The sequence below is a fragment of the Methylobacterium sp. AC315 genome, from assembly GCF_979253755.1.
In genome coordinates, this window is sequence record NZ_CEEDEA010000009.1 from 165,029 (window position 1) to 179,331 (window position 14,303).

Sequence of the window (14,303 nt, forward strand, 5' to 3'; positions counted from 1 at the left end):
TCGACCGTTCGGCGGATCGATGCGCCCCCGGCGCCTTGAGAGCCGCGTCGCATCCGATCGATAGCGCGCGAATCGGATCCCGAGCCTGTCAGGTCCCGGGTCGGCGCCTCCGGCGGCCTTGTCGCACCGACCTCCCTGTGTGACGGATCAAATCCGGTCGCGGTTCGTCTGTCTGGCGGACCGATCTTTGACGAGGGAAGACCTGTGAGCGTTGGATTGATCGCCCTGCTGGACGATGTCGCGTTCATGGTCAGGGCGGCGGCGGCATCCCTCGACGACGTAGCGGGGCAGGCCGCGAGGGCCGGAACGAAGGCGGCCGGCGTCGTCATCGACGATGCCGCGGTCACGCCGCGCTACGTCGTCGGCTTCGCGGCAGAACGCGAGCTGCCGATCGTCGGCAAGATCGCCCTGGGATCGCTCCGGAACAAGCTCCTGTTCCTGTTGCCCGGTGCCCTCGCACTCAGTGCCTTCGCGCCTTGGGCGATCACGCCGCTCCTGATGCTGGGCGGCGCGTATCTCTGCTACGAGGGCACCGAGAAGGTCTACGAGGCCCTCTTTCCTCATCATGCGCACGGCCACGACGCGGAAGGCCCGGGCGACGCAGGGAGCGACCAGGCCCGGGAAGACAGCCGCGTCGCGAGCGCGATCAAGACCGACTTCATCCTGTCGGCCGAGATCATGGCCATCACCCTGGCCGCGCTGCCGGAGGGCACCTTCTGGATGCGGGCGGCCGTCCTGGCCATCGTCGCTCTCGGCATCACCGTGGGGGTCTACGGCGTGGTGGCGCTCATCGTGAAGGCCGACGACGCAGGCCTTGCCCTCGCTGGCAGCGCGGCGGGACCGCCGTTCGGAATTCTCGTCCGTGGTCTCGGACGCGGGGTGGTTTATGGCATGCCGATCCTGCTTAAGATCCTTGCCGTCGTCGGCACGGCGGCAATGATCTGGGTCGGTGGCGGGATCCTGATGCACGGGATGGAGGCCTACGGCCTGTCGGCCCCGGCACACACCGCGCATCAGGCCGCGGTCGGCGCAGCCTCATCCGTCCCGTTCGCCGCGGGCATCGTCGAATGGCTCGTTACCGCGATGGCGTCGGGCCTGATCGGGTTGGCGGTCGGCGGATTGTTGATCCCGTTCACGGGCTTCGTGCTGGCACCGGCGTGGCGGACACTGTCGGGCGTGTGGAGGCGGGGCGTTTGACGCTGAAGTTTTAGTCCGTCGCCGAAGATCTCAGAGGACAATCGACTATAGCTCATGCCCTCGAACCGGCGAGGCGCCGCGCGCCGCAAAGATCTTCCGTAAAGCTGGATTTGCGACTCTATTATATCCGTCCTCGATTGCTGTAATGTGTGCTGAGCGGTCGACGGATATCGCTATCGAGGGGTTGCAAGCAGCGTTTGCCGGCCCAGCAGTTGGCCACCACCGGGCGCATCTCGGTCGGTACCGCGTTCAGGCTGGGATCCGCGTGCCGTCCCAGGCGAAGACGCCTCCGGTGTCCTTTGCCGCGAGGCTATCGAGCACGCGGAGGAGATGAGCCGCGCTCACGTCGGGCTGAACGACGCCGTGGGCGTTGGGATCCGACCGAAAAGGCCGCGACAACTCGGAAGCGACCGTCCCCGGATGCAGGCCGACGACGAGTGCCTCCGGCCGGGTGCGAGCCACTTCGATCGCAAGCGTCCGCAGGATCTGGTTCAACGCCGCTTTCGACGCGCGGTAGGAGTACCAGCCGCCCAAACGGTTGTCCTCGATGGATCCGACCCGCGCCGACAAGGCCACAAACACGCAGCGTCCCCGGCGCGCCAGCAAAGGCACGAAATGCTTCGCCACGAGCGCCGGGCCGATCGTGTTGACCGAAAAGACGGTCGCCATCGCGGCGGGATCGAGCGCCTTGAATGTTTTCTCAGGCAAAACGCCGTCTTGATGAAGGAGTCCGGTTGCGACGATGACCAAGCCGACAGGTCCGGCCGCACCGATGCTTTCCGCAGCCGCAGCGATCGTGGCCTCGTCACCGAGGTCGATCGCAACGGTGCGGACGCCATTCGGTGCTAACGGCTTCGAGCGGGAGAGCGCGAAGACCGAGCCGTAGGCTTGGTTCGCCGCGAGGGCGCACACGAGAGCCTGGCCTATCCCTCCCGAGGCACCGATGACGACCGCGCTCGTCGAGGCGGAAGCCGTCATCGCGCAGATCCGCCACCGTTCGCGGAGGGGCGATCCAGCTTGCGGAAGATCAGGCTGAGATTGTTGGCGGGCATCGCGACGCGCTCAGAGAGACGGAAGCCGTGCCTGTCGGCGGCAGCTGCAACAGCCTCGATGTCACGCACACCCCAAGAGGGGTTCCGCATGCGCAAGCTCTCGTCGAAGGCGGCGTTGCTCGGCGCGGTGTGGGCATCATTCTCCCGAAACGGGCCATAGAGATAGAGGATTCCACCCGCAGGTAGCGTCGCGCCCGCACCGGCCATCAGCCCGATGGTCGCGTCCCAGGGCGCGATATGGATCATGTTGATCGCGACGATCGCGTCGGCCTTGGCTATCGGCCATGGCTGCCGGGCCGCGTCGAGCGCCATCGGGGACCGGAGGTTCGAGAGTCCCGAAGCAAACGCATGGGCGACGATGCTGCGCCGCGCCGCCTCGTCCGGATCACTGGGCTGCCAGTCGAGGGTGGGCATCGCACGAGCGAAGTGAACGGCGTGCTCGCCCGATCCGCTTGCGATCTCCAGAACGAGGCCGCTCGGCGGAACAACGCGCTTCAGGACTTCGACGATCGATGGGGCATTGCGCTCGAAGGCGGGCGAGAACAGCGCATCTGACATCGGGAACTTCAAGCGACGATCCAACGGGGCCACATCTCGTTCCACGGCAGCATGGCTGTTTTTGGCGGCTCGCGCACGGTCTTCGATGACGCGCATGGGCGTCTGAGTGGCGGGCCACTCCACGAGCCCCGCAGCGCGGCCGCCGATGCTTCAAACGCGCGAACTTCGGTGCCCTCCGCCAGGGTGGGCGCATCCTCCCCGTCGTTCCCGATCCCGCGTTCCGGCCGTCGATCTTCGGATGCCCGCGAGACATTTGTAAGGCCAGCAGGCCGCCGAACGTACTCGCACGTGCCGATCCGCGCCGCGTTGTCGAGCCGAAACGCGTCACAGCCGGCCGCGCAAGGAGGCAGATCCGGGCTGATTCAAGACGTCCGAACGGAACGGGTTGGCCGTTCCTGCGCTGGACCACCGCCGTCCCTAAACGTACATCGCCGCCGCCGCCGCCGCCGACGAGCTTGCGGATTGCGTTCCAGGGCCGTCGGCCCCTCGAAACCGAGCCGTGTCCAGAATATCTCTTCGCGCCTGTGACACCTGGCCCTGGCCGGCAGCGAGGCGAAGGCCGCGCGGTCCGCGGTCCTGTAGTAATCAAACCGGACCTCTACGCGACCTTGTTGCGACGCGACGACGTATTCGCCGATATGGGCGACACGGCCTTGGCATGGTCGGCAGCCGCCCGGAGGGCCGCCACCATCGCGTCCGCCTGTTCGTCGAGGACCGTTACATCGCCGCCGGCGCGGGCACTGCGCCACCCGATGAGAAGGCACACAAGCCCGGTCGCGACGCTGGCGACTAGCGGCGCCGTGAGGAGCGCCGCCAGGGGACTCAGCGGCGCGAGGACGATGGCCGTCACCAGACCGCTACCGATCGCGGCCGCTATCAAAAGGATCATCGGAGGCTCGCCCGACATGCGCGGCAGACCACCTCCACCGACCGTCCATTAACCACTATGGCGAAACCGTTAACGAGTGGTTAACGACAAGATCTGCAGCGAAAATCTGCTTTAGATTCCCGCTCATAGCCAAGGTTCGATCAGCATCGAGCGCCTGAGATTGACCGACGCGGGGGTCGGGTCGCCGGTCATTCCATCAAGTCGGTCAGGGCGCCGATCTCATCGGAGCTTTTCCAAACGGTCTCGCACCCGATCACCTTCTCGGTGGCATCGAATATCAGTGTGAACTTGTCCGGGACGCGCTCCGTACCGTCGAGCCGGACCCGAACGCCCCATTTCGAGATGTCATGGATCACGCAGGGAATTGCCGCCTCATCGGGCACGGTGATGCGTCCCATCATATTGATGGAGACACGACGAGCCGATCTTTGATTGTCCATGGGATCACTCAACGCAGGGCCACGTCCAGTATAGGCCCAGGATCCTTCGCGGGCGGTTCGCCATTTACATCAAATTCGACTTATTCGGGTCGGCTGCGGACGATCGACGCGGTGACAGCCTCGCCAATTGAGCATAGCATCGGGATGATTTCTGGCTGTGCGCATCATGGAGGCAGATGTTCGTCCCTCCCGATCAGCGATCTGTCCCGCCCCGGTGGGAGCCGCCGCGCAAACCCTCACGGGATGCCAAGCGGGCCGAGAACGCTGCCGTCACGCTCATCATCCTGATCTCGATCCTCGGCTTGTTCGCGCCGATTGCGGGCGGGACGCTGATCGCCGTGGTCGCCGCCGTGATCAAGTACCTCTCTCCGCACTGAGCCCGATGAAATCCAGTGCCACGGCTGAAGAACGTGACCGAACTGGCCCGAGCGGTAGCGGCGACTGCATGCCGGCACGGCCTGACGGGTTCAAGAATACGTCCGGCAGGGCGCGCTGACTTTAGCCTGTGCCGGTTTCGGCTCCGCCCGGTGGCCCCGGCACGGTGCCTGCTGCGCCCTGCCCTCCATCCGGTTGCGTATGGATGGCCCGCGACATGATCAGGCCTGGTCGCGGACATCCGTCGCGACCGTAACGTTGACCCGATCGTCGGATTCGGCCGCGTTCGTCGAGAGCCGCAAGGCTGCGCCGCGTCACGCCGCCCGTAGCTCTCCGCGGCTGCAACGCTCAGTTGCAGCGGGCTCTGGGGGGCGTCAGGGGGAAGACGGTGGAGGCCACCATCGACGGTCCGTCATCCGCGCTGCCGTCACCGCTGCGCAGGCGCGAGAAGAACGACTCGGCACCAGGTTTCGATCAGGTCTCGTCACCGGTCGGCGTCAAAGGCGCGTGGCCCTATCGGCTCGCACGAGACGAACAGGCTCGCAAACCAAAACAGCGTCATAGCCGCAATCGCTGCCGCCGTTCCGACCAATGGGCTGACGAGCAGCGCAGCCAGCACGCCGTGTTTCCACATCAGGGTGAGTGCGATGAGCCAGCCGAGGCTCGCCGCGACCGTCACGCGGAAGATGCAGCATTCGGATGCCTGCATGGGGATCTCCTTCCATGTTGCAACTAGTACGTGCAATCATGGATCCCTCACTCAATGTGTTGGAATACTGAGGCGTGGGCGTCTCGCGAACGCTGTGATCATCCTGTCACATCGACCCAAGCGGCCCGGGCATCATCTCGCCCCCTGGCGCCATAGAGGCCTGAGACACCTTCAGGCGCGGCACCCCCGGCGGCGGTCGCTGCGACTGCGCAAGCCGCTTTCGCTGGACGCGCTGCCAGGCGCGCAAATAGGACGGCGCAATGCGATCTCGATCGCATGGTCCTGCGGTGACAGCACCGTCGAACAGGGATCCGACGTCTTCGCGCCTCGGTCTGCCGCGGCGCTCGAATATTTCGGTGTGGCGGCCGTCATCGGGGCCATCCCTTCGCGTTTCGGGGGCGTCCTGAGGGTCACTCGACGGATCGCCTCGGTCGTCGCGGCTCCGTTCTGAGGAACCTGGCCCACTGGGCAGGCCCCATGGCTGAGGGGACGACTACTCGCTACCGGAAACAAATATCGAGCGGTCGCCGGTTCCGTTAAACGCACCTTTACCCTGCTAAAGCCCCCATGAAACGCAGTGTGGCCCGGCCTCGTACTAAGTGAATGACCGACGTGCCTATCGTACCGGCCGAGCCGATGTCCCAGAGCGAGGACGCGCTCACCCACATGTCGCAGGCCGCGTTCGTGGCAGCGTGGCAAATCTTTGTGGGAGAACCACCGGCCATGATGCTGGACAGCCGATCCGCGATGATCCGGCTTCTGGTCGAGAGCACGCCGGCAGCGCAGCTGGAACAGCTTAGCGAACCCGCGCAAAGCCACCCGACGGGTCATAAGGCGTCGGTGCGCGCAATCCCGTGACACGCGCGTGGAGCCCGGCTGGCAAGGCCGAGCCGAAGGATGTCTCGCATCAGCGCGTCCAATGATGCTGCACGAGTGCGGGGCACTCAAAGCCCAGAAATAGGCAAGGCCCGCCCGGGTGTTCCCGTAGCGGGCCTAATGCGAGCGCGTCGGCGATTCCGTTCCGTTGGCGCTCAGCTCCCCAGCCGATCGCCAGGAGCATCCTGCTACAACATGGTTAACAACCTGTTGACTTGGGCCGGTCAAATCATCATGCGCAGGCTGCTCGTCAGCTTAGAGGACTATCCGGAGTGTTTCTCCGCTTTACAAAATCCTGGTTGCTATTCAGAGCCCGGCATCAGGGCAAGGAGCTATAAGGTTGACCGCTATTCGGAACGACAACTAACTCGGCAACGGGCGTCGTTGCGACGCCGGTTGCCCCCTGCCCTTCGCAGACTCGATGCGTTGGATCGCTCGTCGCCCAGGTCAGCGTCGCGCTCGTCGGCACGGCCATCAGATGGCCGATCGCTGGAACGGGGTAAGCCCGCAGGCGGATTGCCTACGGGCCAGAAATCGTCAGCAGTTGTCGTCGCCCGGCTTCACCGGCTGGCCCTCGGGGGCCTTCTTCTCGCCCTTGTCCGCCATGGTGCCGGCGCCGGCGTTGTTCATCGCGCCGACCGTACCGGGCGACTCACCCTTGGCGCCTGGCGTCACCTTAGCGGTCGAACCACCTTCGACGTTCGAGCTGGTGTCCTTGGTCGTAGGGCCATTGGCGCTGGTGGTCGTGCCCACCTTGCATGGGGCCGCGAAGGACGTCGTCGCGGTCAGCGCGAGGATGGCGACGGCGCCCGTCAGCGTAGCAATACGTGGCATGGTTCCTCCTGATTTGGTGAAGGAGGAAGACGCAAAATCGAGCGATAGTTCCGTCAGGAGCTTCAGTCTTCGCGGCCGCGCTCGACGGCGACGTCATTGGGCTCCAGGAGCCAATCCGGGAGGATCGGGACGACCTCTCCAGCCACCTCGCCGGCGGTCTTCAAGGCCGCGTCCGCCTTCGACTCCGGACTTTCGGCCCGAACCTCGGCGAACAGCTTGCGCGCGAGGTGGTCCAGCTCTTCGTCCGATAACGTTTGGCCTGGCTCGACCGACATGGGCTGCCTCTCGAAAACGGTTTCGCCGGCACTGCCCCGCCGCCCGATCTGAGCACGGGTTGGCGGGACAGTCGCCTACGTCGCCAAACGAACGGGTCTCAGCCTGCGATCCGGTGGAGGGCACAAAGTTTGTTGCCGTCCGGGTCGCGGAGATACGCCAGGTACAACCGGCCGGAGCCGCCTTGGCGTTCACCCGGCGGATCTTCCACCGAAGTGCCACCGTTCGCGACGCCCGCATCGTGCCAAGCTTTGGCCTGCTCCGGGCTATCCATGGTGAACCCGATGGTGCCGCCATTCGCGCCACAAGCGGAATTTCCGTCGATCGGCTTGCTGATCATCAAGCGTGCGCCTTTGTGCGTGTAGATCAGGCGTCCCAGCGCATCCTCTGCGCCGGAGCCGGCCCCGCTTGCAGCGAAGAGGGCATCGTAGAACGCTTTCGATCGCTCCAAATCGTTGCTGCCCACCATGATATGACTAAACAAATCGATCTCCCAGCTTTTTCGGTATTACCTATTTTGACGATAAAATTACTTGCCGCCGTCGCTCTTGTACGCATCGATCGCGCTGCGGCAATTCGGTGACATCTGGCTCATGTTCTTCTTGAAGCAGGCGTCCATCTGCGGGCTATTCGGGTCGATGCCGGCGCAGAACGTGATGGCGTCACCCGCACAATAGGTCTGCAGATCCGCATTGCCGCGCTTCGGGGCCTGTGCCGAGGCGGGGACGGCGATGGCGACGAGGCCGAAGGCGAGGATGAGCGTGCGCATTTTTGATCCCTAACCGAAGCGGTTTGTAGCGCCCTAACGAACTCAGCGCCGGTTTTATCCCTCCCCAAACCGGATCTCGCCGTCGGCGCCGTAATTGGGGAGGCATTCAAGGGCGGATGCACCCTCGGCCGATCAGGATTCGCGCGTGCATTGCGCCCTCGGACAGCCGTCTGCGCCGTGCCCGACAACAGCAGGACCGGCCAGCCGACCTGCGCCCCGCAGGCCGGTGCCGCGCCCTCTTATCGGTAGCCGCCGCCCGGCAGCTGGCCATGGAAGGGTGTATTCCGGCAGTGTCCCCACGGGCCGCGCCAGTAGCCCGGAGGGCACCCGTTCCCGGCACGAACCTGATACCAGCCCCCCGGGAGAGGGCCGGAGTAAGGGGTGTTCCGGCAACGCCCCCACGGACCACGCCACGCGCCTGGTCCGCAACCGCCCGCGACACGGGTAACCGGAGCCGCGCCGCCTAGGTCGGCCGCGATCGGCATCGCTTGTGCCGTTGCGATCGGCAGAGTGGTGACAGCTGCGGCAACAATCATCGTGTTTATCATCGTCATGATTGTCTTCCTTCCTGTTCGATCACCGAGGTGCTCGCGTCAGCCGACCAGACAACTTGGAAGCTGTTCGGTCGATGCATTAAATATTGGCTATGAAACGAAATGGTTTCGTAAAATACGACAATGCCATGCGAATGCGACTAACAAATCAGCCGAAGCGAGCGAGGGATTTTACGGTCCGTGCCTTGCCGGGCCCTGACCTGCAATCCAAGGGCAATTTGCCATCGTGCTGCAGGTCAGAGCGACGGAAGCCGGTGCCGAGGTTCGGCATCGGTTACGTGTGCTCGGACTGGCCTAGGAGCCATGGCGCCACAGGCGCGGACCTATTGGGTAGAGCATCTGTTGCTACTTCGGATCCGCAAACGTGGATCAGCGAGGTTCTTAGGTGGCAGAACGGCCTTCCAGTCGATACGGCCAGCGCGGCGGTCCCAGCACGCCGCTTGTCTGCGGGATCATCGGTGGCCCAAGTCTCAGGCAGACCGTGCTGATGGCTGGCCCGATGGTGAAGTCGCATCGAACCACCGGCCATGGAGCCGTGGCTTCAGCAGGCTGCGGAATTGCCGCCAGATCTGACGCTCGCTCGTCCGACCCGCAACCGCCGGCCCATGGCACCAACCCGTAGGAGCGTGCTGTGACCGATTCGACTCCCACCTCAACCCGACTGTTGATCGTCTACTACTCACGCAGTGGCAGCGTGGAAGCGCTCGCAGGCGCCGCAGCGGAAGCTGCGCGGGACGCTGGCGCGGACGTGCGTGTACGCAGAGCGCGCGAAGTCGCCGACGCGGCCTCCATGGCGAAAGTCGACGGGTGGACAGAGAGCGCCGCTCGACAAAACAGCCTGTACGAGGCTCCCACGCACGAGGATGCCGAGTGGGCTGATGCAATCCTGTTCGGCACACCCTGCTACTTCGGAGCGATGGCGACCGAACTGAAGAACTACCTCGATCTGCTCGGTCCACAATGGAAACGCGGGTCGTTGGCCGGCAAGGTCGGTGGTGCCTTCGCAGCCACATCCTGGCCGCATGGTGGATCCGAAGTCGTCACCCTGTCGCTGTATGCCCCGATGGCGCATCTGGGCATGGTCATCCTGCCGACCGGCTACACCGACGAAGTGATGCTCGAAGCGGGATCACCCTACGGCGCGTCTACCATCGTGGGTTCGAAGAACCAGCCACCCCGGATGGAAGACCTCGATGCAGCCCGCCATCAAGGTCGGCGAATGGTGGCGATCGCCGGTGCGTTGATCACGGCTGGCGAGATGCCGAGCCGCCGTACGGACAGCTAGGCCAAGCCGTCCTTGGCGGCGTGGTCCGGATCGTCCGATTGGCTTTCGGCATCTTTGACCACGTCCTTGTTCCCGGGCTCGCGCCCCTTCCTTTTTTCGGGCACGTCGTCGTTTCGGCTCTGCACCGTGGGCGGCACGACGCTCACAGCGTGTTGTTCGTCCGTTTCAGCCATCATACGCCCTCGAATATCGACCGGATCAACGCTTTGATGTTCGAACCGCTCGCTCAAGCCGATCGCTGGGTTCGGTGCCGCTCGTGCCGCCATAGCGCGACGGCGACGCGACGCGCTTCATAGGATCGCCGAAGCGGGGTCCCGAGCCCGCCCTGGCCTTCCGGGGCATAGGCGTACATCAAGACGCCCTCCGGACCGTAGGTTCGGCGCATCTCGGCGCGCCAAAGACCGTCTGCTGTCGTCAGGGCAGCCTCCGTGAGGGCGAGGCGGGCGCGGTCGGGTGCAGGCGGCGGCTGAGCGATCATCTCGCCCAACGCGCCGATCCTTTAGAGGGTCCCTCTTCACCAACCTGAACGGGTACCGTTTCGAACGTAGGCTCGGGCCTTACGCCTGCGCCCGCGATCGGCAGCGGAAGTTGGCGTGTCGATCCACGGTCAGTCCTATGGTTTTCGCATCGGCGTTTGAGTGAAGAAGAATATCATCCGACAAAATAAAAATTCGCAGTGATCGACCTCGATTATAAAAGTATCAGGTCGTCACGATCCTCAGCAACGCTTTCCTCCGAGGACGAGACGGAGTGAGTGGGCCAGTTCATCGCGCCGGTATGGTTTGTTCAGGACAGGAAGATCGCCGCGCCCGATCACCTGTCCCTCTTCGAGGTTTGCCACGTAACCCGAGGTCAGGAGGACCTTGAGGCCGGGCCGGAGGCGCTGCGCCTCGATGGCGAGCTGCGAGCCGTTCATGCCGCCCGGCATCATCACGTCGGAGAACAGGATGTCGATCCGCTCGACGCCCTGGAGGTGGACGACGGCCTCGGCGGCGTTGCGGGCCACCACCACGCGGTAGTGGAGTTCCTCGAGGCTTTCGACGGCCATGCCGAGAACCTGCTCGTCATCCTCGACCAGAAGCACGGTGTCGCCTTCGGTAGCCCGACGAAGCGGGAGGGTGCCGCCGCCGGTGCCAACCTCGTCTCCGGCTGGCTCGGCCGAACGTGGGAACAGGAGGCGGAACGTGGTGCCGACACCAAGCTCCGTGTCGATGCCGATGAATCCACCTGCGCTGCGGGTGAAGCCGTAGACCTGGGACAGGCCGAGGCCTGTTCCTTTCCCGACCTCCTTCGTCGTGAAGAATGGTTCGAACACCCGAGCCATCGTCTCGGGGGTGATGCCGCTGCCCTGGTCGATCACAGAAACTTCGACGTAGGCCCCCGGCGGTACGCCCTTGCCGGCAACCGCCGCGGTATCGAGGTGCAGGTTCCGGCTCCGCACGACGATCCTTGAGCCACCCCCCTCCATTGCGTCGCGCGCGTTGACGACAAGGTTCAGGACCGCCGCCTCGAACTGCGCCGGATCGATCCGGATCGGGTCGATGAGGGCGTCGAGATCCAACCGGAGCTCCAGTGCGCCGCCGACCGCCCGCTCGGCCAGCGGCTTGAACTCGGTGAGGAGGCGGTTCGGGTTGATGGTCTGGGGCCGCAGCATCTGCCTGCGCGAAAACGCCAGGAGTTGCTGGGTGAGCTGCTCGCCGCGCCGCGCCGCATTCATCGCGGCTTCCGCTAGGCGGACGACGCGCTCGGTGTTCTCCGGCTTGCGGATCATCATGTCGAGGCCGCCCACGATGACGGTGAGCAGATTGTTGAAATCGTGCGCCACGCCTCCGGTCAGCTGCCCGATGGCTTCCATCTTCTGGGCCTGGCGAAGGGCTTCCTCGGTATTTCGCTGGTCGGTCCGGTCGACGACGATGCCAGCCATACGGACAGGGCGTCCGTCGTTTCCATACTCCACCTGACCCTTGGCTGCGATCCAACGGATCGCGCCATCGGCCCGCGACATCCGGTATTCGATGTCCAGTGTCCCAGTCCCGACCGCCGTGGCGAAAGCGGTCTCTACCAAGAGCCGATCCTCCGGCACGGTGTGGTTCAGGAACTCGGCCATGCCCCACGACGCAATCGGCACGTCGTAGCCGAAGATCGCATCGTGTCGGCGCGAGCGTCGTGCCGTATCGTTGACGAGATCGAGATCCCACGACCCCATGCTGGCGGAATCCAGCGCGAAGGCCAGGGTCTCGCGCGCCGCTTCCACCTCGCGCGTACGCTCCTCGACACGACGTTCCAAAGTCTCGTTCGCGATGCGCAGCCGCTGCTGGGCATCCTCGCGTTCCCAGATATGCTGCCGAGCCTGGTATTGGCGGCGGCGGACCCGCAAGGCCGAGGAGACCGCGCTGAGGAGCGTTTCCGCGTTGATCGGGCGTTCCAGCAGGACGACGTTGCCGAGGCGTTCGATCATGGCGGCGGCGGAGGAGGTGCGTCGTCCGGCCTGCCGCGTCGCCAGCATGATGAAGGGGAAGTCCGACCACGGCGGCTGGGACGAGACCCACGCGTTCAGCGCTGTGGGATCGACGTCGAGAAGCGCCTCTTCCGTCACGATCGACGTCGCAACGGAGGTGCGTAGGCCGTCGAGCCATGCGTCGCCATCGGCACAGACGGTGGTGAGGACGTCGGATTTGTACAGCAGCTGCGCCATGACGATCGCGTCGCGTCCGCGCGGCGCAAGGATCAGGACGCGTTCCCCGTCAGGGTCGAGAGACGGCATCACGGCGCCTCCGCCGCGTCGCCGCCGGGGATCAGCGCCACCTTGCCGTCGTAGGTCGGCAGGCCGGACAGGATGCCTTGGAAATCGGTCAGGGCGGCGCCGACCTGCAGGCCGATGGGGGAGAGCTTGAGCTCCCGAATGGTGCGCTCATGCGCGTTGACGCGGCTCTTCACCACCGAGAGAGCGGTCCGAACCGAGCCATTGGACTCAAAGTACCGGAACAGGAGGATGCCGTCGCTGAGATAGCTGAGGTCGATATCCGATCGGACGTCGCCGATCACGCCGTGCTGACCGAGAACCAGCAGGGTCGTTGCGCCCTTCTGGTTCAGGTAGTTCAGGAGTTCGTGCATCTGCAGGACGAGGTGTTCCTCGCCGGGCATGGCGTGGATATACGCGTTCAGGCTGTCGAACACGACGAAGCTGGCGCCCCGCGTCTCGACGGTGCCGCGTACCCGGCAGGCGAATTCACCGGGCGAAAATTCGGCCGGCTCGATCTCGTCGATGACCAGCCTGCCGCTGGAAAGATGCGCGTCGAGGTCCATTCCCAGCGCCCTGGCGCGCGTGAGCATGGTCTGCCGACCCTCGTCGAACAGGAAGTAGGTCGCCTTGTCCCCGCGATCCAACGCTTCCAGCATGCAGCGGACCGCCGTGGTGGTCTTCCCGACCCCCGAGGGACCGAGCAGCAGGGTATTGGTCGAGGGAGCTAGCCCTCCACCCAGGAGAAGGTCGAGCTCATGCGAGCCGGTCGATGCCGGGGTCATATCGAACTTCGCGGCATGATCGTTCGCAACGAGGCTGGGGAAGACTTCGACGCCGCCGGTATCCAGGACGAAGTCGTGCATTCCGCCGTGGAACTTGACGCCGCGCATCTTCAGGACATTGAGACGCCTGCGTGCGGCGCCGAAACCGCGCCGGATCTGCTCCAGCATGATCACCCCGTGGGCGATGCTGTGGAGCTGGACGTCAGCGGTCCCATCATCGAGCAGGAGAACCGTGCATTTCCTGGACGCGAACATCTGCTTCAAGGCCAGGATCTGGCGCCGGTAGCGGAGGGGGTTCTGGGCCAGCAGGCGAAGCTCGGACAGGCTGTCGAAAACGACCCGCTGCGGTTTGAGGCTGTCGACGCGGTCGATCACCTCGCGCACGGTTTCTCCGAGTTCGACCTCCGACGGATGCAGGACGGATTGCTCGCTGTCGGGGTCGAGGCCGAGTTCGTTGACGAGTTCGTAGACCTCAATGCCGTCCAGAGACCACCCGTGCGTCCCGGCAGCGAACGAAAGCTCGTCGGCGCTTTCCGAAAGGGTGACGTAGAGACCCTTTTCCCCGTGGGCGACGCCGTTGAGGAGGAACTGAAGGCCGACAGTCGTCTTGCCGGTCCCGGGCGTCCCTTCGAGCAAGTAAAGGCGGCTGCGCGTTAGCCCACCATCGAGGATCTCGTCGAGGCCATCGATCCCCGTCGACAGGATGTCGCGAGGCCGGGGGACGTGCGTCGTAACGGACTCGGCCATCGGGCCCCATCTGGATAGCGGCATCCGGCTCCCGCATCAGGAGCTCCCGGGTACCTTGGGAGACGTGTTCGGACGACAACTCCGGCTTGGCGGTTTGGTCCCATCGCAATTGCCATGACGTGAGCCCGGATTTGTCGTGGGGCAGCAGCCCCCTAACAGGGCTTCGATCAGACCGACGACGCCGTGGGTGCAATCGTTGCGCGCGGCGGGACGAGGGCGG

General features: G+C 64.8%; 17 protein-coding genes. 4 read left to right on the plus strand and 13 right to left on the minus strand.

Features of this window, described 5'->3' with window-relative positions; all coding sequences use genetic code 11:
- Positions 1-204 precede the first annotated feature (204 nt).
- Complete coding sequence (locus tag AC0IY0_RS17120) at positions 205-1,197, plus strand: DUF808 domain-containing protein (protein ID WP_471764743.1); 993 nt, start codon at positions 205-207, stop codon at positions 1,195-1,197.
- A gap of 249 nt (positions 1,198-1,446) precedes the next feature.
- Here AC0IY0_RS17120 and AC0IY0_RS17125 read toward each other — a convergent pair whose 3' ends face one another.
- The 4 genes from AC0IY0_RS17125 to AC0IY0_RS17140 form a co-directional block, all read right to left on the minus strand.
- Positions 1,447-2,175 carry an SDR family NAD(P)-dependent oxidoreductase gene (locus AC0IY0_RS17125; RefSeq protein ID WP_471764744.1) on the minus strand — a complete coding sequence of 243 codons (729 nt, stop codon included), beginning with the start codon at positions 2,173-2,175 and terminating at the stop codon, positions 1,447-1,449.
- A complete protein-coding gene (locus AC0IY0_RS17130; protein ID WP_147908560.1) occupies positions 2,172-2,807 on the minus strand; it encodes a DUF938 domain-containing protein in 636 nt (211 codons plus the stop codon). Before AC0IY0_RS17130 ends, AC0IY0_RS17125 begins: the two co-directional genes overlap by 4 nt.
- 598 nt (positions 2,808-3,405) lie before the next feature.
- Positions 3,406-3,714, minus strand: coding sequence for a hypothetical protein (locus tag AC0IY0_RS17135; RefSeq protein ID WP_471764745.1), 309 nt, complete (start codon positions 3,712-3,714; stop codon positions 3,406-3,408).
- A gap of 170 nt (positions 3,715-3,884) precedes the next feature.
- Positions 3,885-4,136, minus strand: coding sequence for a PilZ domain-containing protein (locus AC0IY0_RS17140; RefSeq protein WP_471764746.1), 252 nt, complete (start codon positions 4,134-4,136; stop codon positions 3,885-3,887).
- A gap of 176 nt (positions 4,137-4,312) precedes the next feature.
- Between AC0IY0_RS17140 and AC0IY0_RS17145 the strand changes: the two genes are divergently transcribed.
- Positions 4,313-4,513 carry a hypothetical protein gene (locus AC0IY0_RS17145; protein WP_147908550.1) on the plus strand — a complete coding sequence of 67 codons (201 nt, stop codon included), beginning with the start codon at positions 4,313-4,315 and terminating at the stop codon, positions 4,511-4,513.
- 482 nt (positions 4,514-4,995) lie between these two features.
- Here AC0IY0_RS17145 and AC0IY0_RS17150 read toward each other — a convergent pair whose 3' ends face one another.
- The gene (locus AC0IY0_RS17150; protein ID WP_147908549.1) at positions 4,996-5,220 is read right to left on the minus strand and encodes a hypothetical protein; all 225 of its coding nucleotides are present in this window, start codon (positions 5,218-5,220) and stop codon (positions 4,996-4,998) included.
- A gap of 603 nt (positions 5,221-5,823) precedes the next feature.
- Between AC0IY0_RS17150 and AC0IY0_RS17155 the strand changes: the two genes are divergently transcribed.
- Positions 5,824-6,078 carry a hypothetical protein gene (locus AC0IY0_RS17155; protein WP_471764748.1) on the plus strand — a complete coding sequence of 85 codons (255 nt, stop codon included), beginning with the start codon at positions 5,824-5,826 and terminating at the stop codon, positions 6,076-6,078.
- A gap of 555 nt (positions 6,079-6,633) precedes the next feature.
- On the opposite strand, the gene AC0IY0_RS17160 is transcribed toward AC0IY0_RS17155, so the two are convergent.
- The 5 genes from AC0IY0_RS17160 to AC0IY0_RS17180 all read right to left on the minus strand — a co-directional run bounded on the left by AC0IY0_RS17160 (position 6,634) and on the right by AC0IY0_RS17180 (position 8,526).
- Positions 6,634-6,930: a hypothetical protein gene (locus tag AC0IY0_RS17160; protein WP_461230963.1), complete on the minus strand. Its 297-nt coding sequence runs from the start codon at positions 6,928-6,930 to the stop codon at positions 6,634-6,636.
- Positions 6,931-6,992: 62 nt separating this feature from the next.
- Positions 6,993-7,205 (minus strand): hypothetical protein, encoded by a 213-nt coding sequence (locus tag AC0IY0_RS17165; RefSeq protein WP_471764749.1) that lies wholly within the window; start codon positions 7,203-7,205, stop codon positions 6,993-6,995.
- A 98-nt stretch (positions 7,206-7,303) separates the two neighbouring features.
- Entirely contained in the window at positions 7,304-7,687 is a 384-nt protein-coding gene (locus tag AC0IY0_RS17170; protein ID WP_147908545.1) for a VOC family protein, read from the minus strand.
- A 45-nt stretch (positions 7,688-7,732) separates the two neighbouring features.
- Positions 7,733-7,972: a 3',5'-cyclic-nucleotide phosphodiesterase gene (locus AC0IY0_RS17175; RefSeq protein WP_471764750.1), complete on the minus strand. Its 240-nt coding sequence runs from the start codon at positions 7,970-7,972 to the stop codon at positions 7,733-7,735.
- A gap of 239 nt (positions 7,973-8,211) precedes the next feature.
- Positions 8,212-8,526: a GCG_CRPN prefix-to-repeats domain-containing protein gene (locus AC0IY0_RS17180; protein WP_471764751.1), complete on the minus strand. Its 315-nt coding sequence runs from the start codon at positions 8,524-8,526 to the stop codon at positions 8,212-8,214.
- Positions 8,527-9,157: 631 nt separating this feature from the next.
- Here AC0IY0_RS17180 and wrbA point away from each other — a divergent pair.
- Entirely contained in the window at positions 9,158-9,811 is a 654-nt protein-coding gene (gene wrbA, locus AC0IY0_RS17185; RefSeq protein ID WP_471764753.1) for an NAD(P)H:quinone oxidoreductase, read from the plus strand.
- Here wrbA and AC0IY0_RS17190 read toward each other — a convergent pair.
- From AC0IY0_RS17190 to AC0IY0_RS17200, 3 genes are all read right to left on the minus strand, one after another.
- Entirely contained in the window at positions 9,808-10,041 is a 234-nt protein-coding gene (locus AC0IY0_RS17190; RefSeq protein ID WP_471764754.1) for a hypothetical protein, read from the minus strand. The genes wrbA and AC0IY0_RS17190 overlap by 4 nt on opposite strands.
- Positions 10,042-10,529: 488 nt before the next feature.
- Positions 10,530-12,575, minus strand: coding sequence for an ATP-binding protein (locus AC0IY0_RS17195; protein ID WP_471764756.1), 2,046 nt, complete (start codon positions 12,573-12,575; stop codon positions 10,530-10,532).
- Positions 12,575-14,083 carry an ATPase domain-containing protein gene (locus tag AC0IY0_RS17200; protein ID WP_471764757.1) on the minus strand — a complete coding sequence of 503 codons (1,509 nt, stop codon included), beginning with the start codon at positions 14,081-14,083 and terminating at the stop codon, positions 12,575-12,577. The genes AC0IY0_RS17195 and AC0IY0_RS17200 overlap by 1 nt, the downstream gene beginning before the upstream one ends.
- Between the last annotated feature and the right edge of the window lie 220 nt (positions 14,084-14,303).

What these genes read in the sequence shown, in the direction of transcription:
- AC0IY0_RS17135 (WP_471764745.1), bottom strand. Translation starts at nt 3,714, where the DNA reads ATGTCGGGCGAGCCTCCGATGATCCTTTTGATAGCGGCCGCGATCGGT.
- AC0IY0_RS17160 (WP_461230963.1), bottom strand. Translation starts at nt 6,930, where the DNA reads ATGCCACGTATTGCTACGCTGACGGGCGCCGTCGCCATCCTCGCGCTG.
- AC0IY0_RS17200 (WP_471764757.1), bottom strand. Translation starts at nt 14,083, where the DNA reads ATGGCCGAGTCCGTTACGACGCACGTCCCCCGGCCTCGCGACATCCTG.
- AC0IY0_RS17155 (WP_471764748.1), top strand. Translation starts at nt 5,824, where the DNA reads ATGACCGACGTGCCTATCGTACCGGCCGAGCCGATGTCCCAGAGCGAG.
- AC0IY0_RS17145 (WP_147908550.1), top strand. Translation starts at nt 4,313, where the DNA reads ATGTTCGTCCCTCCCGATCAGCGATCTGTCCCGCCCCGGTGGGAGCCG.
- AC0IY0_RS17130 (WP_147908560.1), bottom strand. Translation starts at nt 2,807, where the DNA reads ATGTCAGATGCGCTGTTCTCGCCCGCCTTCGAGCGCAATGCCCCATCG.
- AC0IY0_RS17150 (WP_147908549.1), bottom strand. Translation starts at nt 5,220, where the DNA reads ATGCAGGCATCCGAATGCTGCATCTTCCGCGTGACGGTCGCGGCGAGC.
- AC0IY0_RS17195 (WP_471764756.1), bottom strand. Translation starts at nt 12,575, where the DNA reads ATGCCGTCTCTCGACCCTGACGGGGAACGCGTCCTGATCCTTGCGCCG.
- AC0IY0_RS17180 (WP_471764751.1), bottom strand. Translation starts at nt 8,526, where the DNA reads ATGACGATGATAAACACGATGATTGTTGCCGCAGCTGTCACCACTCTG.
- AC0IY0_RS17165 (WP_471764749.1), bottom strand. Translation starts at nt 7,205, where the DNA reads ATGTCGGTCGAGCCAGGCCAAACGTTATCGGACGAAGAGCTGGACCAC.
- AC0IY0_RS17125 (WP_471764744.1), bottom strand. Translation starts at nt 2,175, where the DNA reads ATGACGGCTTCCGCCTCGACGAGCGCGGTCGTCATCGGTGCCTCGGGA.
- AC0IY0_RS17175 (WP_471764750.1), bottom strand. Translation starts at nt 7,972, where the DNA reads ATGCGCACGCTCATCCTCGCCTTCGGCCTCGTCGCCATCGCCGTCCCC.
- AC0IY0_RS17140 (WP_471764746.1), bottom strand. Translation starts at nt 4,136, where the DNA reads ATGGACAATCAAAGATCGGCTCGTCGTGTCTCCATCAATATGATGGGA.